A 22,590-nucleotide genomic window follows, 5' to 3' on the forward strand; every position below is an offset into this window, starting at 1 on the left:
ATGATTCTTTTTCCCGCAATCGACCTTAAAGACGGCCAGTGCGTTCGCCTGAAACTCGGCGATATGGACCAGGCCACCGTTTATAACGAGGACCCCGGCGCACAGGCCAAGGCCTTCGAGGATCAGGGCTTCGAATGGCTGCATGTCGTAGATCTCAACGGCGCATTCGCCGGCCAGACCGTGAATGGCGAGGCAGTCGACGCCATTCTGAAAGCCACGAAAAACCCGGTGCAGCTCGGCGGCGGCATCCGCACGCTCGATCATATCGAAGCGTGGCTGAGCCGTGGGCTTGCTCGCGTCATTCTCGGCACCGTTGCGGTGCGCGACCCGGTTCTGGTCATCGAAGCCTGCAAGCGTTTCCCCGGCCAGGTCGCCGTCGGCATCGATGCCAAGGGCGGCAAGGTCGCTGTTGAGGGCTGGGCGGAAGCGTCCGAACTCGGCGTCATCGAACTCGCCAAACGTTTCGAAGGCGCAGGCGTCGCGGCCATCATCTATACCGATATCGATCGCGACGGCATTCTGGCCGGCATCAACTGGGCTTCGACGCTGGAACTGGCGGATGCCGTTTCCATCCCGGTCATCGCCTCCGGCGGTCTCGCCTCCATCGACGACATCAAGCGCATGTTGCAGCCGGATGCCGCAAAGCTCGAGGGCGCGATTTCCGGCCGCGCGCTTTACGACGGCCGCATCGACCCGGCTGAGGCGCTTGCCCTCATCAAGGCCGCAAAGGAAGTAAACGCATGACCCTCAAAGCCCGCGTTATTCCCTGCCTCGATGTGAAAGACGGCCGTGTCGTCAAGGGCGTGAACTTCGTCGACCTGATCGATGCCGGCGATCCCGTCGAGGCGGCGAAAGCCTATGATGCGGCGGGAGCGGACGAACTCTGCTTCCTCGACATTACCGCCTCTTCGGATAATCGCGACACGATCTTCGATGTCGTCTCGCGTACCGCCGATCATTGCTTTATGCCGCTGACCGTCGGTGGCGGGGTTCGCAGCGTCGCGGATATTCGCAAGCTGCTCCTTTGCGGTGCGGACAAGGTCTCGATCAACTCCGCAGCCGTCAAGGATCCGGATTTCGTGGCGCAGGCGGCCGACAAGTTCGGCAACCAGTGCATCGTTGTTTCCATCGACGCCAAGCGGGTTTCGAAGGTCGGAGAAGAAGGCCGCTGGGAAATCTTCACCCATGGCGGACGCCAGCCCACCGGGATCGACGCCGTGGAGTTCGCCATGAAGATGGTCGAACGCGGCGCCGGCGAATTGCTCGTCACATCGATGGACCGTGACGGCACCAAGAGCGGTTACGATATCGGCCTGACGCGCAGTATTGCCGATCAGGTTCGAGTCCCCGTTATCGCTTCGGGGGGAGTAGGCACACTGGACGATCTGGTGGCAGGCGTTCGTGATGGCCATGCGACTGCAGTGCTTGCAGCCTCCATCTTCCACTTCGGCACTTATTCGATCGGTGAAGCCAAGAACTACATGGCAGAGCATGGCATCGCCATGCGTCTCGATTGATTGCAGGATTTCCCCATGAGCGCATTTTCCCTTTCCGATCTGGAGCGCATCGTCGCAACCCGCGCCGCTGCGTCTCCTGACGAATCCTGGACGGCCAAACTGGTTGCTGCCGGCCAGGAGCGTGCGGCGAAAAAACTCGGCGAAGAGGCGGTGGAAGCCGTCATCGCGGCCATCGCGGAAGACCGCGACGGGCTGAAGAACGAGGCGGCCGACCTGCTCTACCATCTGCTGGTGGTGCTGAAGATCGCCGACATTCCGCTCAACGACGTGTTTGCCGAGCTGGAGCGTCGTACGGGGCAAACCGGCCTTGCGGAAAAGGCAGCGAGGCCGACATCATGAATGTCGAGGCAGGCAGCGGGGAGAGAGGCATGCCGAGCACACTCGATCATTTCCGACCGGATGAATATTCGCCCTACCACTTCTTCAGTTCGGAAGAATGGTCGAAGTTTCGCGCCGATACGCCACTGACGCTTTCCGCCGACGAGGTCAAGCGTCTGCGCTCGCTGGACGACCCGATCGATCTGGATGAAGTGCGGCGCATCTACCTGTCGCTCTCGCGCCTCCTGTCATCGCATGTGGAGGCGTCGCAGCTGCTGTTCGAACAGCGCAACCGCTTCCTCAACATGGCTGACGTCAACAAGACGCCTTTCGTGATCGGCATTGCCGGTTCCGTGGCGGTTGGAAAATCGACGACGGCACGTATCCTGAAGGAGCTTCTGGCGCGTTGGCCCTCCAGCCCCAAGGTCGATCTTATCACGACAGACGGATTTCTTTATCCGAATGAGGTTCTGCGGCGCGAGAACCTGATGGAGCGCAAGGGTTTTCCCGAAAGCTACGATATCGGCGCGCTCCTGCGTTTCCTGTCGGCGATCAAGGCGGGCCAGCCGAATGTGAAGGCACCGCGTTATTCGCACCTGACCTACGACGTTCTGCCGAACGAGTTCACTGTCATCGACCAGCCGGATATTCTCATCTTCGAAGGCATCAACGTGCTGCAATCGCGCGATTTGCCGGCGGGCGGGCGGATCGTGCCGATCGTTTCCGACTTCTTCGATTTCTCGATCTATATCGATGCCGATGAGGGCCTCATTCACAACTGGTATGTGAACCGGTTCATGAATCTGAGAAAAACTGCCTTCCGCGATCCCAATTCGTTCTTCAACCGTTATGCCTCGATCAGTGAAGAAGCGGCGTTGAGCATTGCCGAAGGGCTCTGGCAGAACATCAACCTGAAGAACCTGCGCCAGAACATCGTGCCGACGCGCCCGCGCGCCGATCTTATTCTACGCAAAGGCAGGAACCATCTGATCGACACCGTTGCACTTCGTAAGCTCTGAAAATCAAGCACCTTCGGATTAGTCGCCGGAGGGCTTGCCGCGCATCTTCTTGATATCCGAACGGCCGGACTTTGCCTTCAGACGACGCTCGACCGAGCCTTTTGTCGGCTTGGTGGCCTTGCGAACCGGTGGCGGCGGAGCCGCCGCCTCCAGGATCAACTCCTTAAGCCGCTCGCGTGCATCTTCGCGATTGCGCTCCTGGCTGCGAAACCGGCTTGCCTCGATCATCAGCACGCCGTCTTTCGACACGCGCCTGCCACCCAGACGCAGTGCATTGGTCTTTACCCGATCCGGAAGGGAGGGCGAATTGGCAATGTCGAAAAACAGCTGAACCGCCGTCGAGACCTTGTTGACGTTCTGGCCGCCCGGCCCGCCGGCCAGCACGAATTGCTCCGTCAGTTCCCAGCCGGCGATGGTGATACGGTTGCTGATGTAAAGCGGGTCGCTGGCCATGATCTTTCTCCGCGCCGGTGATGCCATAGATCGGCAGGAATGGAAACAGCAGGCCAAACGAAAGAACCCGGCGCAAGGCCGGGTCCCCTCCTCCTCACGAATGAGGTTCTATTTATTCAGCTGCAAGCAGCAGGCCCGGTGCAGCGTCGCGAACCTTGCTATCGACGTGATCTTCGAACTTGGTGAAGTTCGTGACGAACATGGAGACCAGCTTCTTTGCCTGCGCGTCATAGGCTGCGCCATCGGCCCAGGTCGAACGCGGATCGAGGATCGCGCTGTCGACGCCATCCAGCGACAGCGGCACGGCGAAACCGAAATTCGCGTCGGTGCGGAATTCCGCATTCTTCAGGTCGCCGGTCAGTGCGGCGGTCAAAAGAGCGCGGGTTGCCTTGATGGGCATGCGCTTGCCGATGCCGTAAGCACCACCGGTCCAACCGGTATTGACCAGCCAGCAATCCACACCATGCTTGCCGATCAGTTCGCGCAGCAGGTTGCCGTATTCCGCCGGGTGGCGCGGCATGAAGGGTGCGCCGAAGCAGGTGGAGAAGGTCGCTTCCGGCTCGGTCACGCCCTTTTCCGTGCCGGCAACCTTTGCGGTGTAACCGGAGAGGAAGTGGTACATGGCCTGTTCCGGCGTCAGCCGGGCAATCGGGGGCAGCACGCCGAAGGCATCCGCCGTGAGCATGATGATCGTCTTCGGATGGCCGGCAATGCCCGTTTCCGATGCATTCGGAATGAAGTGCAGCGGATAGGCACTGCGGGTGTTTTCCGTCAGCGAGTTGTCATTGAAATCAGGAACGCGGTTTTCGTCCAGCACGACGTTCTCAAGAACCGTGCCGAAACGGCGGGTCGCGGCATAGATTTCCGGCTCGGCTTCTGCCGAAAGCTTGATCGCCTTGGCATAGCAGCCGCCTTCGAAATTGAAGATGCCGTGCTCGCCCCAGCCATGTTCGTCATCGCCGATCAGCGTGCGCGAAGGATCGGCAGACAGCGTGGTCTTGCCGGTTCCGGAGAGGCCGAAGAAAACGGCGGAATCACCCTGCGGACCGACATTTGCCGAGCAATGCATGGGCATCACGCCCTTTGCCGGCAGCAGGTAGTTCAGCACCGTGAAGACCGACTTCTTGTTTTCACCGGCATAGGAGGTGCCGCCGATAAGAACGAGGCCATTGGTCAGATCGCAAGCGATGACGGTTTCCGAACGGACACCGTGACGGGCCGGATCGGCCTTGAAGCTCGGCAGGTTGATGATGGTGAGCTTCTGCTTGAAGCCTGCCAGTTTTTCCTGCTTCGGACGGATCAGCAGATTGCGGATGAACAGCGAATGCCAGGCAAGCTCGGTGACGACGCGTGTCGGCAGAGCGTTTTCCTCATCGGCGCCGCCGATCAGGTCCTGAACATAGAGCGTCTTTCCGGCGGCATGGGCCAGCATGTCCTTGTGCAGCAGCTCGAAGTTTTCCGGCGACAGCGGCTTGTTATTGTCCCACCAGATGGTGTTCTCGGTGGAAGCGTCGCGGACGACGAATTTGTCCTTCGGAGAACGACCCGTGTGCTGGCCGGTGACGGCCCGCAACGCGCCATCAATGGTGAGTTCTGCTTCACCATTGCGGATAGCCTCTTCGTATAATTCGCTCTCGTTGAGGTTATAAAAGACGCGGGAGGCCTCGCCCAGTCCGAGTTCCGCAACTCCGTTGGCAGGATTATGAACCCCAAGCTCGTTCATGACGCGTTCCTTGTTGATGACGATAAGGCCGTTGAAATTTCCTCGGAAAATACGTGGCAGCTTTTGGAAACGCAAGAGGATGACTTTAAAAAACTTAGTGATTTCAATATATTAATCGATTTAAAAGATTTTATTTCTTTTTAAATCGGTTGAAGTCGCATTAAAATTCAGCTGCGGCGTCTTTACGAAATCTCCTCGCCATACCCTTGCGATTTTGGGCCGAGTTTTCCTTTGCCACAATTTGTTCCACCTTTATACTCATGAGAGTGGCTCGCGGCGCACAACCTGGCTGGGTGAATGTCGGGAGTTACGAGAAAATGACCATGGAGACCAACTACATGCAGACGATCGCGCTTGTCGACGATGACCGGAATATTCTGACTTCGGTATCGATCGCGCTCGAAGCCGAAGGCTACCGGGTCGAAACGTATACGGACGGCGCTTCCGCGCTTGACGGGTTGATCGCCCGTCCGCCGCAGCTCGCCATTTTCGATATTAAGATGCCCCGCATGGACGGCATGGAGCTTTTGCGGCGCCTTCGCCAGAAGTCGGATCTGCCGGTTATCTTCCTCACCTCCAAGGATGAAGAGATCGACGAATTGTTCGGCCTGAAGATGGGTGCGGACGACTTCATCACCAAGCCGTTCTCGCAACGCCTTCTGGTGGAACGCGTCAAAGCCATCCTGCGCCGCGCCAGCAGCCGCGAAGCGTCTGCCGCAACCGGCAACGTTCTGAAGCCGACTGCAGACCAACAGGCGCGCACACTGGAGCGCGGGCAGCTCGCCATGGATCAGGAACGGCATACCTGCACCTGGAAGGGCGAACCGGTAACGCTGACGGTGACCGAATTCCTCATCCTGCATTCGCTGGCACAGCGGCCGGGCGTGGTGAAAAGCCGCGACGCGCTGATGGATGCCGCCTATGACGAACAGGTCTATGTGGACGACCGCACCATCGACAGCCACATCAAGCGCCTTCGCAAGAAGTTCAAACTGGTCGATGGCGACTTCGATATGATTGAAACGCTTTATGGCGTAGGATATCGCTTCCGCGAAGCGGCTTGAAGAAGCCGACTCGCGCAGAAGGGGCCACCCGACATGGGGGTGGTGAGGACTTGAATACGTGTTGAAGAAAACGCCGGAAACCGTCTCGGACAGCGACGATGCCGAAGAACGCGGCAGCGAACGCCGCCATCGTATCCATCCGCTGACGATCATCCGGCGCATTTTCGGCAATGCGGTGTTTTCCAGCCTCACGCGCCGCATCCTTTTTTTCAACGTCGCGGCGACGGTGGTTCTGGTCGGCGGCATTCTGTATCTCAACCAGTTCCGTGAAGGGCTGATCGATGCGCGCGTGGAAAGCCTGCTGACGCAGGGCGAGATCATCGCCGGCGCTGTCTCCGCTTCCGCCTCGGTCGATACAAATTCGATCACTATCAATCCGGAAAAGCTGCTCGAATTGCAGGCGGGACAGAGCATCACCCCTGCCCCCAATGATGAGGACCTGAGTTTCCCGATCAATCCGGAACGGGTGGCGCCGGTGCTGCGGCGGCTGATTTCGCCGACGCGTACCCGCGCGCGGCTGTTCGATGCCGACGCCAATCTGCTGCTCGATTCCCGTCATCTTTATTCGCGCGGTCAGGTGCTGCGCTTCGATCTGCCGCCGGTAACGCCGGAGACGCAGACCTGGGGCGACTGGTTCACCAGCATGTTCAACCGCATGCTGCAGCCGAGCAGCCTGCCGCAATATAAGGAAGCGCCCGGCGGCGACGGTTCGATCTATCCCGAAGTGATGAATGCATTGACAGGTGTGCGCGGCGCGGTGGTGCGCGTCACCGAAAAGGGCGAGTTGATCGTTTCAGTTGCCGTGCCGGTGCAACGCTTCCGGGCGGTGCTCGGCGTTCTGCTGCTCTCCACGCAGGCGGGCGATATCGACAAAATCGTGCATGCGGAGCGCCTCGCCATCATGCGTGTCTTCGGCATCGCCACGCTGGTCAATATCGTGCTGTCGCTGCTCCTCTCCTCGACCATCGCCACGCCGCTGCGGCGGCTTTCCGCTGCCGCAATCCGCGTGCGCCGCGGGGCGAGAACCCGCGAGGAAATACCGGATTTCTCGGCGCGTCAGGATGAGATCGGCAATCTTTCGATTGCACTGCGTGAAATGACGACGGCGCTTTACGACCGTATCGACGCCATCGAAAGCTTCGCCGCCGATGTCAGCCATGAGCTCAAGAACCCGCTGACCTCGCTGCGCAGCGCCGTGGAAACCCTGCCGCGCGCCAAGACCGAAGAGTCGAAACAGCGCCTGACCGAAATCATCTTCCACGATGTGCGCCGCCTCGACCGCCTCATCAGCGACATTTCGGATGCCTCGCGACTCGATGCGGAACTGGCGCGCGCCGACGCCTCGCCGCTCGATCTCGATGTGCTGATGAAGGGTCTGGTGGATATATCCCGCCAGATAAGCACCAAGAAGAAAAGCGTGACGATAGACTATGTCGTCGACCGGAAAGCGGGCGCGAAAACCTCATTCGTGGTGAATGGCCACGACCTGCGTATCGGCCAGATCGTCACCAACCTCATCGAGAATGCGCGCTCCTTCGTTACCGAGGAAAGCGGTCGCATCACCGTGCGCCTTTCCCGTCACAAGGATCGCTGCATCGTGCAGGTGGAGGACAACGGGCCCGGCATTCAGGCCGAGGATATTGACCGGATTTTCGAGCGCTTCTACACCGACCGGCCGGCGAGCGAAGGGTTCGGACAGAATTCCGGCCTGGGCCTTTCGATCAGCCGCCAGATAGCCGAAGCCCATGGCGGCAGTCTGCGGGCGGAAAACGTGGTCGACAAATATGGCGTGATTTCCGGCGCGCGCTTCACCCTGTCGCTGCCGGCAGCCGAAACCCATGAACGCTGAACGCTTCAACCTGCACGCCACCGCCATCACCGTTCAAGACACCGGCATCCTTTTCGTCGGGCCGTCGGGCAGCGGCAAAAGCGAGCTTGCCTTCAGCTTCCTGACGGAGGCGGAACGCTGCGGATTGCCGGCGGCGCTGATCGCGGACGATCAGATTTTCGTGTATCGCGATGGCGACAACATCATTGCCGAGCGGCCGGAAGCAATCGCCGGCCTGCTGGAATTGCGCGGTAGCGGTATTGTTTCCGTCAAAAGCATTGCGTGCGCTCCACTACATTTTGCGGTCACGACAGTCCTTTCAGGGACGAATCCAAGACTTCCCGAAGGTGACGAGGTGTTTTCCCTGCCCTGCGGCGGGCATATCAGGCTTCTGCGCATTCCGCTTTCCAGTCTTACGCCCTATGGAAAATTTGCTGCACTTGCTCAGAATCTTTTTGAAACGAATGTGAAGTGACGATGATTCGGGCGATTTTAGGCTTGCGATTCGCATTTTCCTCATCAAGATGAAATCCCACCGATGGACAGGATTGCCGCGTTGCGATAGTCGGCAATGAGAGTGCGTGTGCAAGGGAGCATTTCATGATCGGACTAGTGCTTGTCACCCATGGCAAGCTGGCTGAGGAGTTTCGCCATGCGTTGGAGCATGTCGTCGGTCCCCAGAAATTGATCGAGACGGTCTGTATCGGTCCCGAAGACGACATGGATCAGCGCCGGCAGGATATCATCGACGCCGTTGCGCGCGCCAATGACGGCAATGGCGTGATCATCCTGACGGATATGTTCGGCGGCACGCCTTCCAATCTCGCGATTTCCGTCATGAATAACGGCAATGTCGAAGTCATCGCAGGGGTCAATCTTCCCATGCTGATCAAGCTTGCAGGCGTTCGCAGCGAAGATAATATGGACAAGGCCCTTCAGGACGCATCCGATGCCGGCCGCAAATATATCAACGTCGCCAGCCGCGTTTTGAGCGGCAAGTGAGAAGTTAGCCTATGTCGCCATTCTCCAGGGAACTACCGATCATCAACAAACGCGGTCTTCACGCCCGGGCTTCTGCAAAATTCGTGCAGATGGTCGAAGGTTTTGACGCGACGATCACGGTTTCCAAGGATGGCATGACCGTTGGCGGCACCTCCATCATGGGCCTGATGATGCTGGCGGCAAGCCCCGGCTGCAGCGTTTATGTCGAGGCAAGCGGCAATCAGGCGAAAGAAGCGCTGGAGGCACTGGAGGCGCTTGTCGCCGACCGCTTCGGCGAAGAAGCCTGAGCCGGCACCATATAAAGACATAAAGACTTCTTTATATCATCATTGCCAGATCGTTCGTGGCCTGCTAAACCGCTGCTACGTTTAAGAGCCGGACCGCAAGGTGCGGCGTTTCTGATCTGGAGAACTTCATGAGCCTTGAGAAGGACTACATCGTCGCCGATATCAACCTTGCCGCATTCGGCCGCAAGGAACTGGACATCGCCGAAACCGAAATGCCGGGCCTGATGTCCTGCCGCAAGGAATTCGGTGAGAGCAAGCCGCTGAAGGGCGCACGTATCACCGGTTCGCTTCACATGACGATCCAGACCGGCGTTCTCATCGAAACGCTGAAGGAACTGGGCGCGGAGGTTCGCTGGGCCTCCTGCAACATCTTCTCGACGCAGGATCATGCGGCGGCCGCCATTGCTGCAGCCGGCATTCCGGTATTCGCAGTCAAGGGTGAAACCCTGACGGAATATTGGGAATATACCGACAGGATCTTCCAGTGGGCCGATGGCGGCCTCTCCAACATGATCCTCGACGATGGCGGCGACGCCACCATGTACATCCTGCTCGGCGCACGCGCCGAAGCCGGTGAGGACGTTCTTTCCAACCCCGGTTCGGAAGAAGAGGAAATTCTCTTCGCGCAGATCAACAAGCGCCTCAAGGCTTCGCCCGGCTGGTTCACCAAGCAGCGCGACGCACTGAAGGGCGTCACGGAAGAAACGACGACCGGCGTTCACCGTCTTTACGATCTCAGCAAGAAGGGCCTGCTGCCCTTCCCGGCGATCAACGTCAATGACAGCGTCACCAAGTCGAAGTTCGACAACAAATACGGCTGCAAGGAATCGCTGGTGGACGGCATTCGCCGCGCAACCGACGTGATGATGGCCGGCAAGGTTGCCGTGGTCTGCGGTTACGGCGATGTGGGCAAGGGTTCGGCGGCATCGCTGCAGGGCGCCGGCGCCCGCGTGAAGGTCACCGAAATCGATCCGATCTGCGCGCTTCAGGCCGCCATGGACGGTTTCGAGGTCGTTCGTCTGGAGGACGTGGTTTCCTCCGCCGATATCTTTATCACCACCACCGGCAACAAGGACGTGATCCGCATCGAGCATATGCGCGAGATGAAGGACATGGCCATCGTCGGCAATATCGGCCATTTCGACAACGAGATTCAGGTCGCATCGCTGCGTAACCTGAAGTGGACGAACATCAAGCCGCAGGTCGACATGATCGAGTTCCCGAAGGGCAACCGCATCATTCTTCTGTCCGAAGGCCGCCTGCTGAACCTCGGCAACGCCACCGGTCACCCCTCCTTCGTCATGTCGGCCTCCTTCACCAACCAGGTGCTGGGCCAGATCGAGCTCTTCACCAAGCAGGGCGAATACAAGAACGAAGTTTACGTGCTTCCCAAGCACCTCGACGAGAAGGTTGCACGCCTTCATCTTGAGAAGCTTGGTGTGCGCCTGACCGAACTTTCCGACCTTCAGGCAGATTATATCGGCATCTCGAAGGAAGGTCCGTTCAAGGCCGAACACTACAGATATTAATATCATAGTTAATATCCACTGAAATTACACAATATCTAGATGCCGTGCGCTTGACAAAGCGCGCGGCATCTTTTTTGCGCGCTCCCTTTTCGCAGATTTATGAAGGCGGTATTGTCATCAGACTTGATTCGGACACGCCAAAGGGCGGCGGGGACGAAATGGGATGTCTTGTCGAAGATGCGGCACATAGGACGGAGACAGACCGGGGATGTCGGTTCAAAATTCGGATCTGCGCAAGCAGACAGTTCAACGCGTTGAAAACACGCAAGCGGGCGTGGCATTGAGCGCGGCTCTTGCGCGTTGCCGGCAGGTCGTCAGTGCGGTTCAGACAGGCTTTGCGAGGCTTCCTGTCCTGCTTTCGGGCACGGTTCTCGCCGGCTCGACAACCGTTGTGATGGCCCAGGACGGCCTTGTGGCAAAGACCGGCGCGCGGTTGTTCTCATCCGGAGAAACCATCACCTATTCGCTTTTCGTCGGCATGCTTTCAGCAACGCTGTTTTCCGTCGTCTGGCTGGTGCGCCAGCGCGGTAATATCGAGGCCGAAAGCAGCGAATACCGGCAGGCGCTTGCCCAGTCCCACCACAAGATTGCGAAATACGAGGCGTTGATTTCCGACAAGAGCCGCCGCATCGTCATCTGGGACGGAGCGGACAAGCGGCCCGAATTTCTGGGACAGCTGCCGGCCGAGACGGGTGTGCCGCAGGCGGATCACGATTTTCTGGCCTTTGGCCGCTGGCTGAAACCGGCATCCGCAAGCCAGCTTGAAAAATCCATCGAAAAACTCCGCAGCCATGCCCAGAGTTTCGACCTGACCATCGAGACGCAGCGCGGTGAAGTCATTGAGGTTCAGGGCCGGGTTTCCGGGGGCAATGCCTTTGCGCGTTTCATCGCGCTTAACAATCTGCGCGCCGAACTCGCTGAATTGCAGGTGGAGCGCGAGCGCCTGATCGCTTCCGTCTCGACCTTTCAGGAACTTCTCGATTCCATTGAGCAGCCCGTCTGGCGGCGCAATGGCGAAGGCGACCTCATCTGGGTCAACCACGCCTATGCCCAGGCGGTGGATGCCCGTGACACCGAACAGGCCGTTCATGAAAAACGCGAACTTCTGAACACGGTTACCCGGCAGAAGATACGCGCGGCCGCGACACCGGAATCGCCCTATCACGACCGTATTTCGACGGTGGTTTCCGGAAACCGCACCTTCTTTGACGTTGTCGACATCAAGACGGCGGGTGGGTCCGCCGGCATCGCCATCGATGCCACCGAGGCCGAGACCATCGGCGAGGAACTCAAGCGGGTTCTGAAAAGCCACGCCGAAACGCTCGATCATCTGGCAACGCCTGTCGCCATTTTCGACGGCCGTCAGCGGCTGCAATTCTACAATCAGGCTTTTGCGGCTCTCTGGGGTCTCGATCTCGTTTTCCTCGAATCCAGCCCTGACAATTCCGAGCTTCTGGACAGGCTGCGCACCGCCGGCAAATTGCCGGAGCAGCTGAACTGGAAGAACTGGAAGGAGACGGCGCTTTCCGTCTACCGTTCGCTGGACACCAAGACCGATCTCTGGCACCTGCCGAACGGCCAGACCCTGCGGGTCATCGCCACTGCCCATCCGCAGGGCGGCGCGACCTGGGTTTTCGAGAACCTGACCGAGCAAGTCGATCTGCAGATGCGCTACAACACGCTGGTAAAGGTGCAGGGCGAAACCATCGACCATCTGGCCGAAGGTGTGGCCGTGTTCGGCGCCGATGGGCGCATTCGCCTGTCCAACCCGGCATTCCGGGCGCTCTGGGGCGTGACCGCGGAACAGGCTGAGACCGGCACCCATATCCGCGCCATCGAAACCGCCTGCACGCAATCCTATGACAGGCCGGACGGCTGGCGCGCCTTCAGCCAGTTCATTACCAGCTTCGACGATGAGCGGCCGTCGCGGCAGGGCACACTGGAACTGCTTTCCGGCCTCGTGCTGGACTACGCCATCATTCCGCTGCCGGACGCGCAGACCATGCTGACCTTCGTCAACATGACTGACAGCGTGCGGGCCGAGCGGGCGCTTAAGGAAAAGAACGACGCGCTTCTGAAGGCCGACGAGCTTAAGAACGATTTTGTGCAGCATGTTTCCTACGAGCTGCGCTCACCGCTGACGAATATCATCGGCTTCACCGATCTCCTCAAGACACCCGGCATCGGTCAATTGACGGAACGGCAGGCGGAATATCTCGACCATATTTCCACCTCGTCCTCGGTGCTCCTGACCATCGTCAACGATATTCTCGATCTCGCGACCGTCGATGCCGGCATCATGCAGCTCAATTATTCGGAAAACGATCTGAACGAATTGCTTGAAGACGTTTCGGTGCAGATCGCCGACCGGCTGCAGGAGAGCGGAATTTCGCTAGAGATCGTTGCACCCGCCCATCTCGGCAGTCTGGTAGCCGATCATCAGCGGTTGAAGCAGATTCTCATCAAGCTCCTGACCAATGCGATCAATTTCGCACCCGAAGGTTCCTCCGTACAGCTCTCCTGCCAGCGCAGCGAAGGTGACTTCGTGTTCTCGGTGGCGGATAAGGGTCCGGGCATTCCTGAAGACATGCTGAAGAGCGTGTTCGACCGCTTCGCGACGCGCGGCAATGGCGGGCGGCGAACCGGTGCGGGGCTTGGTCTTTCCATCGTCGAAAGCTTCGTCAGCCTGCATCATGGCACGGTCAGCATCGACAGCCGGCCCGGCAACGGCACCATCGTCACCTGCCGCATTCCTTCCGGCACACGGCCGCATTCCATCGCCGCAGAATGAGCGAAGACATCTTGCCGATCACCATTCCCCTTGCGGGAGAAAAGGACACCATCAGGCTCGGTGAAGACCTTGCGCTGGCTTTGAAACCCGGCGATTGTCTGGCCCTGATCGGCGATCTCGGCGCCGGTAAATCGACGCTTGCCCGCGCCTTCATCCGGGCAATGGCGGACGAGCCGGATCTTGAAGTTCCAAGCCCTACCTTCACGATCGTCCAGACCTATGCCGCCCGCATTCCAGTCGCCCATCTCGATCTCTACCGGCTTTCGGATGTTTCGGAACTGGACGAACTCGGCATTGATGAGATGCTGGAGGATGGCATCTGCGTGATCGAGTGGCCGGATATGGCCGCCGAGATCCTGCCGCCGGAGCAGACCGTCACGCTCCGGCTGACGCATTCCGGCGAAGGGCGGCTCGCCGCCATCGAGGCTCCGGCAAAGCTGAAAGCACGACTTGAACGGGTTTTCGCCATCCGCGCGTTTCTCGCAAAAAATGGCAGGGGCGATGCGGCCCGGCGCTTTCTCAGCGGTGACGCCTCAACACGCGCCTATGAGACCGTTTCCACTGACGGCCCGGACCTTATCCTTATGGATTGGCGACGTCCCCTCAAGGGTGCAATCATTGCGGACGGCAAGACCTACGCGGAAATCGCCCATCTTGCCCAGGACGCCCGCTCTTTTGTCGCGATCGGCAATTATCTTCGAAACAACGGCCTTTGCGCCCCCGAGATTATGGCGGCGGATATCGATCAGGGTATTCTATTGCTGGAGGACCTCGGGCGGGATGGGGTACTTGCGCCTGACGGAACGCCGATAGAGGATCGCTATCTGCAAAGCGTCGCCTGCCTTGCCGCACTCCATCAGGCCCCGCGACCTGGCCTGCTGCCGGTGGGTGACGGCAGCGCCTATGAGGTTCCCCCGTTCGACCGCCAGGCGATGAAGATCGAGGTTTCGCTGCTGGTGGAATGGTATCTGCCGCATAAACGCGGTAAATCGCTCACCGATAGCGAAAAGAGCGATTATTACGCTCTTTGGGACACGCTGATCGACCAGCTCGCCGACTGCGAGACGGGAATTGTGCTACGCGATTTCCATTCGCCCAACCTTATATGGCAGCCGCAGAATACCGGCATCCGGCAGGTCGGCCTGATCGATTATCAGGACGCGATGATCGGTCCGAGCGCTTACGATCTTGCCTCCATCGTGCAGGACGCCCGTGTCACCATCTCACCCGAATTGCAGGCGCGCCTGCTTTCGCACTATCTCGACAGCAGGAGAAGCGCGCCCTCGTTCGATGAGGCTCTCTTCCTCAAGGCTTTCGCCATCATGTCGGCGCAACGCAACTGCAAGCTCGCCGGTATCTGGGTGAGGCTGTTGGAAAGGGACGGAAAACCCGGTTATATGAAACATATGCCGAGGACGTTCCGCTATCTCAGTGCAGCGCTTTCGCATCCGGAACTCGCACCGCTCAAAGACTGGTGCTTGCGCATGGGCATGGAATTCGACGACTGAAAGACGGTTGACCACGATGACGATTAAAAATGCGATGGTGCTGGCCGCCGGGCTTGGCACGCGGATGCGCCCGATCACGGACACGATCCCGAAGCCGCTCGTCCAGATCGCCGGCAAGCCGATGATAGATTACGCGCTCGACGCGCTTGTCGAAGCCGGTGCGGAAACCATTGTCGTCAATGTGCACCACCACGCGGAACAGATGGTCGCCCATCTTGAGCACCGCACCGACGCCGAAATCCTGATTTCCGACGAGCGGTTGCAACTGATGAATTCCGGCGGCGGTCTCGCCAAGGGCCTGAAGCTTCTGGAACCCGGCCCGGTCTTCGTTATGAATGCCGATCTCTTCTGGATTGGCGAGCAGCTGAATGCGGTCAGCAACCTGCGCAAGCTTGCGCAATTCTTCGACCCGACCCGAATGGACATGGCGCTGCTCTGCGTCGACATGGACCGCACCACCGGGCACAATGGCAAGCGGGATTTCAACCTCTCCACCGATGGGAAACTGACGCGGTATCGCGATGGCGATCCGAACCCCGTGGTTTATGCCGGAGCCATCGCCATGGATTCGCGCCTGCTGGACGACGCACCGGCAGATGCCTTCAACCTCAATATCTATTTCGACCGCGCCATTGAAAGAGACCGGCTTTTCGGGCTTTCTATGGATGGCCACTGGATCACCGTCGGCACGCCGGATGCGATAGAAGATGCTGAAAGCATCATCCGCCAATTCAGGGAAAAACGCTCTGCATGACGCTCACCCACCACGCAAAGCGCGTTCTGACGATCGCTGCGGGAACACCGTTCCTCAAGACGCTCGCGGAAACGCTGTGTGACGGGACACTGACAGCCAGCTATAAATACGACCCAGCCGACCCGCTGTCGCTTGCCAAGGTGACGATCTACGTGCCGACGCGGCGCTCCGCCCGTGTGCTGCGCTCCGAATTCGTCGATCTTCTGGGCGGCCGGTCCGCCATTCTGCCGCTGATCCGCCCCTTGGGCGAAACGGATGACGACAGCGGCTTTTTCGAGATCGAAAATCCTGAAATCATGGATCTGGCGCCGCCGATTTCCGGCACCGGCCGACTGATCGAACTGGCGCGTCTCATTCTCGCCTGGCGCAACAGCCTGCCGGACGCCATCCGGGCAATTCACTCGGATTCGCCGCTTGTCGCCCCCGCCAGCCCCGCAGACGCCATTTGGCTGGCGCGTGCGCTTGGCGAGGTGATCGATGCAATGGATACGGAAGAAAAGGACTGGGAAGCGCTTCAGCATCTCGATACTGGCGATCACGCCCAATGGTGGCAGCTGACGGCGGATTTCCTGCGGATCGCCAGTGTCTTCTGGCCGGCGCGGCTTGCCGAACTCAACCGTTCCTCGGCCGGCCGGCATCGCAACGCCATCCTGCGGGCGGAAGCGAACCGGCTTGCCAATTTGCCGGATACGGGACCAATCATCGTCGCCGGGTCGACGGGTTCCATTCCTGCCGCAGCCGATCTTATCGCCGCCGTTGCGGCCCTGCCCCAGGGCACCGTCGTGCTTCCGGGGCTAGATCTCGCCATGCCGGAGGAGCAGTGGGAGGCAATCGCCGAGGACCCTACCGATCCTTCGAGCCGCACCCACTCGCAATATGGGCTTTATATGCTGTTGCAGAAGCTCGGCATCCTGCGCGACGACGTGGTTCAGATCGGCGCCATCGATAGCGATCTGGAAAAGCGAGCAGCCGTGTTTTCGGCCGCACTCGCGCCGGCCAAATCCACCAGCGGCTGGAATCGCTGGCGCGAGGACACGCAACCCGGCTTTTTCGACGACGCCTTCGCGACGGCCACGCTGATAGAAGCCGCCAATGAGCGCGAGGAGGCAACAGCCATCGCGGTGGCTTTGCGGCTGGCGCTTGAAGCGCCCGGCGTTGGGCGTCCGTCGCAGGCAGCGCTGATAACACCGGACCGCGGGCTGGCGCGGCGCGTGGCAACGGAGTTGCAGCGCTTCGGCATCGAAGCAGACGACTCGGCCGGTACGCCGCTCTCCGCCACCCCACAAGCGGGGCTGACGCAACTGGCGCTGGAAGCGATCCTGAGGCCCGGCGACCCGGTGCCGATCATTTCCCTTCTGAAACATCCGCTCAGCCGTTTCGGGCTTTCCGATGAAGCTTTCGCGAAAGCCTCGAAAGCGCTGGAGCTGATCGCGCTGCGCGGCGGCCGTGTGGAGACCGAAATCGGCAATCTGGAAGCGGTTCTGGAGGCGCAGCTTCTGGCGCAGCGCGACGACCGGCACCCACCTGCTTGGCGGCTGGCGCTGCCGGAGACGAGCGCGGAGGCTGCGCGCGATCTGGCGCGGCGGATTGCCGTTGCGACCGAGCCGCTTGGCTCCGCTTTTGTCCGCAAAGATCGATCCGGCCGCGTCTTCACCGATAAATTGCCGCTGTCCGTTTGGGCGGAGCGGACGGGCCGCGTGATCGAAGCCATCTGCGCAGATGAGAACAGCGATCTTGCCGCGCTCTGGTCCGGTGAAGCGGGAGACAAGCTTTCCGAGCTGTTCGGCGAGCTGATGGAAAGCGGCGAAATCCTCGATGCGGATGGACCGCAATGGATCGATATTTTTGCGGCAGTGGTAGCCGGTGAATCGATCAAGCCAAGATCGATGCGTCATCCGCGCATTTTCATCTTCGGCGCACTTGAGGCACGGCTGCAAAGCGTCGATACCGTTGTCATCGGTGGTCTCAATGAAGGGCTCTGGCCGGGCCAGACGGCGAATAATCCATTCCTGTCCCGCACCATGAAGACCGCCATCGGACTGGAGCCGCCTGAACGGCGCATCGGTCAGCTGGCGCATGATTTCGAGATGGCAAATGGCACCCGACAGATTTTTTACACCCGCGCGCTGAGGCAGGGCTCAACGCCCGCTGTCGCCTCACGCTGGCTGCAGCGTCTTCTCGCGTTGGGCGGCGAGGATTTTGCCGATAGACTGAGGAAGCGCGGCGAGACCTATCGCCATTGGGCGGGATTGATGGATGAAAGCATCGATCAGGAAGCGGCAAAGCGCCCTGCGCCGAAACCACCAGCCGCGTTGCAGCCGACGCGATATTCCTTCAGCGAAGTGGGCCGCCTGCGCCGCGATCCCTATTCGATCTATGCGCGGCGCATCCTGAAGCTGGACCCGCTCGACCCCTTCAATCGCGATCCGAACGCCGCCGATCGCGGCACGCTCTATCACGCGATCATCGAGCGCTATTCCCGTGAGGGACATGTTCCCGGCACACCGGCCTCGCTTTCAGCCATGCAGCGCATTCTCGACGAATGTTTCGATTCGGAAAACCTGCCTCCCCATGTGGATGTCATCTGGCGGCCGCGTTTTGCAGCGGTAGCGCGCGCATTTATCGACTGGGAAAAAGAACGTCATCCATCCATTCGCCACAGCTTCTACGAGGCTCGCGCCGGGCAGGAAATCGTCGAGGCGGGCATAAGGCTGACGGGGATCGCCGACCGCATCGACATCAAGACAAACGGTCAGGCGGATATTATCGACTACAAGACGGGGCTTGCGCCTTCCGTCAATCAGGCGCGCGCGCTGCTCGATCCGCAGCTTGCGCTGGAGGCGGCGGCACTGATGCGCGGTGCCTTCCGCGAAGCCGGTTCGCCCACACCGGAAAACCTGATCTATGTTCGCCTGCGGCCTGGCGAGCGTTTTTTTGCCGATCAGGTCAATAACGAACATTCCAGCCGAAGCGGCAAAAGACCGCCGAAATCGGCGATTGAGCTCGCGACGGAATCGATCGAACAGCTCACCAAATTCGTTCATTCCCTGCGTGACGGCGAAAACGGCTTCGCCTCCCGCCTCGTGCCGGAAGAGCAACAATCCTATGGCGGGGAATATGACCACCTCGCCCGCGTTTCGGAATGGTCGACGGCAGAACCGGGAGACGGCGATGACGATTGATCCCTTCGATGCCGGCCCCGCCGCCGACACGCCTGAAAGCTGGATAGACTGGACCAGCGCCCGGCAGCGGCTTGCCTCCGATCCCGCAAGCTCTGCATGGGTGTCGGCCAATGCCGGCTCCGGCAAGACCCATGTTCTGACCCAGCGTGTCATCCGCCTGCTTCTGGCCGGCTGCCGACCCTCGGCGATTTTGTGCCTTACCTATACAAAGGCCGCGGCGTCGGAAATGTCCAGCCGCGTCTTCGACCGTCTTGCGGAATGGGCTACTTTGCCGGATTCCGACCTCAAGGACCGCATCGCCACCATCGAAGGCAAGGCGCCAGATCGCATCAAGCTTGCCGAAGCGCGCAGGCTGTTTGCAAAGGCGCTGGAAACGCCGGGCGGGTTGAAAATCCAGACGATCCACGCCTTCTGCGAGGCGTTGCTGCATCAGTTCCCGCTGGAAGCCAATGTCGCCGGCCATTTCTCCGTTCTTGACGACCGCGCCGCTACAACCCTACTCGCCGAAGCACGCCGTTCGCTTCTAACGGCGGTTTCGACGGAGCGGGACGCGGAGCTGGCGCAATCGCTCGCTTATGTGCTCGATCTCGCCGACGAAAGCGGACTGGAATCGCTGCTTTCCGCCATCATCGCCAATCGCAGCGCCCTTCGTGCCTTTCTTCTGGACGCCAAACAGTCGGGCGGCATCGATGCGCGGTTGCGGCAGGCGATGCAGATAGCAGATGGGGAAACCGAAGAAACCGCGGCGGCCGCCTTCTGGCCTCTGCCCGGCCTCTCAGGCCTTGCGCTCGATACGTATCTCACCCTTGCCGACGAGGTGGGTGGATCACGCGTCATCGATGTCGCTTATGCGCTCAGGGAGGCAAAACGACAGTCGGACCCCGTGCGGCGGATGGAATTCATCGAAGCGGCACTGCTGACAGCCAAGGGCGAAAAGAAATCGGATGCCTATGTCATCAACAAAGGCATGCAGAAATCCGCCCCCGAACTTCTCGATGCGCTGACGCTGGCGCGGGACCATGTCGTTTCCTGCCGCAACCGATATCGTCTGGTGCGGATGCTGGCGGCGACAAAATGCGCCCTTGTGCTGGCCGAAAGGCTGATCGGCGATTTCGAAGATCTGAAGAAACAGCGAAGCCAGCTCGATTTCGAAGACCTGATCGAGCGTGCGGCCAACCTTCTCAACCGCGATACGGCCGGCGCCTGGGTGCACTACAAGCTGGATCAGGGCATCGACCATATTCTCGTCGATGAGGCGCAGGATACCAGCCCGGTGCAATGGTCGATCATCCAGTCGCTGGCGGCGGATTTCTTCACCGGCGAGAGCGCCCGCCTGGGACGGCGCACGCTTTTTGCCGTGGGCGATGAAAAACAGTCGATCTATTCATTCCAGGGCGCCCGGCCGGAACGGTTTTCGCAGGAGCGCGAAGAAACCAAAAAGCGCGTCGATTCCGTCGAGCAGGCCTTTCACCGCATCCGTCTGCCGCTTTCTTTCCGGTCCACGGAGGATGTTCTGGCCGCCGTCGATCAGGTCTTTTCAGACCCGAATAACGCCAGCGGCCTCAGTGCCGATAACGAGCCGGTGGAGCACCGATCCAACCGTGCCGGCCATCCCGGCACCGTGGAGGTGTGGGACATGGTGGCACCGGAAACCGCCGAAGACGAAGAGGATTGGACAGCGCCCTTCGATGCGCTGCGGGAAAGCGCGCCGGCCACCATAGTCGCCCGCCGGATCGCCGCGCGCATCGCCGATATGATCGGAAGCGAGACCATTATCGAAAAGGGCGTCGAGCGCGCCGTGGAGCCGGGCGACATTCTGGTTCTCGTCAGAAAACGTCATGCCTTTGTCAATGCGCTGACGCGCGAGCTGAAACGACGCAAGAATATTCCCGTTGCCGGCGCCGACCGCCTTCGCCTGACCGACCACATAGCCGTGCAGGACCTTCTGGCGCTCGGCCATTTCGTGGTCCTGCCCGAAGACGATCTTTCGCTCGCCGCACTGTTGAAGAGCCCGCTTTTCAACCTGACCGAAGATGACGTTTTCAACATCGCCGCCATGCGATCGGAAACGGAAAGCGTCTGGAAACGGCTGCAAATCCTTTCGCAGGAAGAGAATAGTCATCTTTCCGCCGTTACCGCCAAGCTGGAAGGTTTCATCGCGCTTTCCAAAACGGCCACCGTGCATGATTTCTTTGCGGCGGTCCTGACCCTGCATGACGGGCGCAAAAAATTCCTCGGCCGGCTAGGCAATGAGGCGAGCGACGTTCTGGATGAGTTTCTGTCCTTTGCGCTGGACCACGAAAGAACCGGTCTGCCCGGCCTTCAGGCCTTTCTCTCCGTTCTGGAAACCGATTCACCGGAAGTGAAACGCGAGCAGGACAAGGATCGCGGCGAAGTACGTATCATGACCGTGCACGCCTCCAAGGGCCTGGAAGCGCCCGTGGTTTTTGTCGTCGATGGCGGTTCGAAGGCCTTCAATCACAGCCATGTGCCGAAACTGCGCTTTGTCGAAGCGGGTGAGGACGCCTTCCCGGTCTGGCTGCCCGGCAGCGGCTTTTCCAACCATCTCATTCGCTCGGACGAAGAACGGCTGAAGACGGCCGCCGAAGACGAATATCGACGGCTGCTTTATGTGGCGATGACGCGCGCCGCCGATCACCTCGTCGTCTGCGGTTATCGCGGTCAGAAGGAAAACCCCGAATGCTGGCATGCCATCGTCAAGGCGGCGCTTGCCAACAATGAAGACCATTGCAAGCCGCAGCTTTTCATGGCCGATGGCGAGGAATGGCAAGGGCTTGTCTGGCGTAAATCCGAGGCTCGCGCGACATCTCTCCCGCAAAGGCTGCCGGAAAAGCAACAGGACGAAGAATATACTCTTCCGGCCGGGCTGCTTGCTCCCCTGCCTGCCCTGCCCTCCTTGCCAAGGCCGCTCAGCCCTTCCGGTGCAGGCACCATCATCGATGACGGTGCGGATGATCTCGCCGTGCGTTCGCCGCTTTTCGGCGAGAAAACCGATGTCTCTTCGCTTGCGCTGCAGCGCGGCCGGCTGGTGCATCGCATGCTGCAGGCACTGCCGGATTTTGCCGAGGCGGAGCGGGAGGAGGCTGCCCGCCGCTATGCGGAGCGAGCGGCCCGTTTCTGGCCTACGGCTGAACGTGAGCATTTGATCCGGGCGGTTCTGCGGGTCATCTCCGAACCGGCGGTGCAACCGGCCTTTTCCGCCAACAGCCGCGCGGAAATCTCCATCATGGGCACGATGACCATCGGCCGGCAGCACTATGCCGTCTCCGGCCGTGTCGACCGGCTGGCGGTGGACGGTGATCGCGTTATTCTGGTCGACTACAAGACGAACCGGGTTCCGCCGCGTACGGCACGCGAGATACCTTTCTCCCACACCGCGCAGCTTGCCATTTATCGCGAAATTCTTGCACCGCTCTATCCCGGCAAGGAATTTGTCTGCGCGCTGATCTATACGGAAAATGCCGCTTTTGTGCGGGTTGACGATGATGCAATGACGCAGGCTCTTGCCGCAATAAAGACAAAGTGAGATACCGGGGCATTGAAATTCCGACGCGCCCGCATCACATCGATAGCGGAGAAGTTTAGCTGAAAGGA

The 22,590-nt window shown here is 59.9% G+C and carries 17 protein-coding genes; 15 read left to right on the forward strand and 2 right to left on the reverse strand.

Annotation, left to right across the window (positions count from 1 at the left end; genetic code table 11):
• The 4 genes from hisA to coaA are packed head-to-tail and all read left to right on the forward strand — an operon-like array spanning position 1 to position 2,854.
• Complete coding sequence (gene hisA, locus F3H58_RS08945) at positions 1-744, forward strand: 1-(5-phosphoribosyl)-5-[(5-phosphoribosylamino)methylideneamino]imidazole-4-carboxamide isomerase (RefSeq protein ID WP_065656800.1); 744 nt, start codon at positions 1-3, stop codon at positions 742-744.
• Positions 741-1,517, forward strand: coding sequence for an imidazole glycerol phosphate synthase subunit HisF (gene hisF, locus F3H58_RS08950; protein WP_149741950.1), 777 nt, complete (start codon positions 741-743; stop codon positions 1,515-1,517). The genes hisA and hisF overlap by 4 nt, the downstream gene beginning before the upstream one ends.
• A 15-nt stretch (positions 1,518-1,532) precedes the next feature.
• Positions 1,533-1,856 carry a phosphoribosyl-ATP diphosphatase gene (locus tag F3H58_RS08955; protein WP_149741951.1) on the forward strand — a complete coding sequence of 108 codons (324 nt, stop codon included), beginning with the start codon at positions 1,533-1,535 and terminating at the stop codon, positions 1,854-1,856.
• Positions 1,853-2,854, forward strand: a complete 1,002-nt coding sequence (gene coaA, locus F3H58_RS08960; RefSeq protein WP_174000073.1) for a type I pantothenate kinase — start codon at positions 1,853-1,855, stop codon at positions 2,852-2,854. Before F3H58_RS08955 ends, coaA begins: the two co-directional genes overlap by 4 nt.
• An 18-nt stretch (positions 2,855-2,872) precedes the next feature.
• On the opposite strand, the gene arfB is transcribed toward coaA, so the two are convergent.
• Positions 2,873-3,307: an alternative ribosome rescue aminoacyl-tRNA hydrolase ArfB gene (arfB, locus tag F3H58_RS08965; protein ID WP_065656802.1), complete on the reverse strand. Its 435-nt coding sequence runs from the start codon at positions 3,305-3,307 to the stop codon at positions 2,873-2,875.
• Positions 3,308-3,419: 112 nt separating this feature from the next.
• Positions 3,420-5,030, reverse strand: coding sequence for a phosphoenolpyruvate carboxykinase (locus F3H58_RS08970; protein ID WP_149741952.1), 1,611 nt, complete (start codon positions 5,028-5,030; stop codon positions 3,420-3,422).
• A 338-nt stretch (positions 5,031-5,368) separates the two neighbouring features.
• Between F3H58_RS08970 and chvI the strand changes: the two genes are divergently transcribed.
• The 11 genes from chvI (at position 5,369) to addA (ending at position 22,522) form a co-directional block, all read left to right on the forward strand.
• A complete protein-coding gene (gene chvI, locus F3H58_RS08975; RefSeq protein ID WP_006700117.1) occupies positions 5,369-6,094 on the forward strand; it encodes a two-component system response regulator ChvI in 726 nt (241 codons plus the stop codon).
• A gap of 58 nt (positions 6,095-6,152) precedes the next feature.
• Positions 6,153-7,943: a two-component system sensor histidine kinase ChvG gene (gene chvG, locus F3H58_RS08980; RefSeq protein WP_078052255.1), complete on the forward strand. Its 1,791-nt coding sequence runs from the start codon at positions 6,153-6,155 to the stop codon at positions 7,941-7,943.
• Positions 7,933-8,397, forward strand: coding sequence for an HPr kinase/phosphorylase (locus tag F3H58_RS08985; protein ID WP_149741953.1), 465 nt, complete (start codon positions 7,933-7,935; stop codon positions 8,395-8,397). Before chvG ends, F3H58_RS08985 begins: the two co-directional genes overlap by 11 nt.
• Positions 8,398-8,522: 125 nt before the next feature.
• The gene (locus tag F3H58_RS08990; RefSeq protein ID WP_003505374.1) at positions 8,523-8,924 is read left to right on the forward strand and encodes a PTS sugar transporter subunit IIA; all 402 of its coding nucleotides are present in this window, start codon (positions 8,523-8,525) and stop codon (positions 8,922-8,924) included.
• Positions 8,925-8,935: 11 nt separating this feature from the next.
• On the forward strand, positions 8,936-9,211 hold the full coding sequence (locus tag F3H58_RS08995) for an HPr family phosphocarrier protein (RefSeq protein ID WP_003521181.1): 276 nt from the start codon (positions 8,936-8,938) through the stop codon (positions 9,209-9,211).
• 128 nt (positions 9,212-9,339) lie between these two features.
• Positions 9,340-10,740 carry an adenosylhomocysteinase gene (gene ahcY, locus F3H58_RS09000; RefSeq protein ID WP_149741954.1) on the forward strand — a complete coding sequence of 467 codons (1,401 nt, stop codon included), beginning with the start codon at positions 9,340-9,342 and terminating at the stop codon, positions 10,738-10,740.
• A 208-nt stretch (positions 10,741-10,948) separates the two neighbouring features.
• Positions 10,949-13,531, forward strand: coding sequence for a sensor histidine kinase (locus F3H58_RS09010; RefSeq protein WP_065656805.1), 2,583 nt, complete (start codon positions 10,949-10,951; stop codon positions 13,529-13,531).
• Entirely contained in the window at positions 13,528-15,039 is a 1,512-nt protein-coding gene (gene tsaE / locus F3H58_RS09015; RefSeq protein ID WP_149741955.1) for a tRNA (adenosine(37)-N6)-threonylcarbamoyltransferase complex ATPase subunit type 1 TsaE, read from the forward strand. The genes F3H58_RS09010 and tsaE overlap by 4 nt, the downstream gene beginning before the upstream one ends.
• A 16-nt stretch (positions 15,040-15,055) precedes the next feature.
• A complete protein-coding gene (locus F3H58_RS09020; protein ID WP_149741956.1) occupies positions 15,056-15,793 on the forward strand; it encodes a nucleotidyltransferase family protein in 738 nt (245 codons plus the stop codon).
• Positions 15,790-18,975 (forward strand): double-strand break repair protein AddB, encoded by a 3,186-nt coding sequence (addB, locus tag F3H58_RS09025; RefSeq protein ID WP_149741957.1) that lies wholly within the window; start codon positions 15,790-15,792, stop codon positions 18,973-18,975. The genes F3H58_RS09020 and addB overlap by 4 nt, the downstream gene beginning before the upstream one ends.
• Entirely contained in the window at positions 18,965-22,522 is a 3,558-nt protein-coding gene (gene addA, locus F3H58_RS09030) for a double-strand break repair helicase AddA (protein WP_149741958.1), read from the forward strand. Before addB ends, addA begins: the two co-directional genes overlap by 11 nt.
• Positions 22,523-22,590: the final 68 nt, after the last annotated feature.

This window comes from Rhizobium sp. NFACC06-2 (genome assembly GCF_900101425.1).
GTDB classification, from domain to species: domain Bacteria; phylum Pseudomonadota; class Alphaproteobacteria; order Rhizobiales; family Rhizobiaceae; genus Agrobacterium; species Agrobacterium leguminum.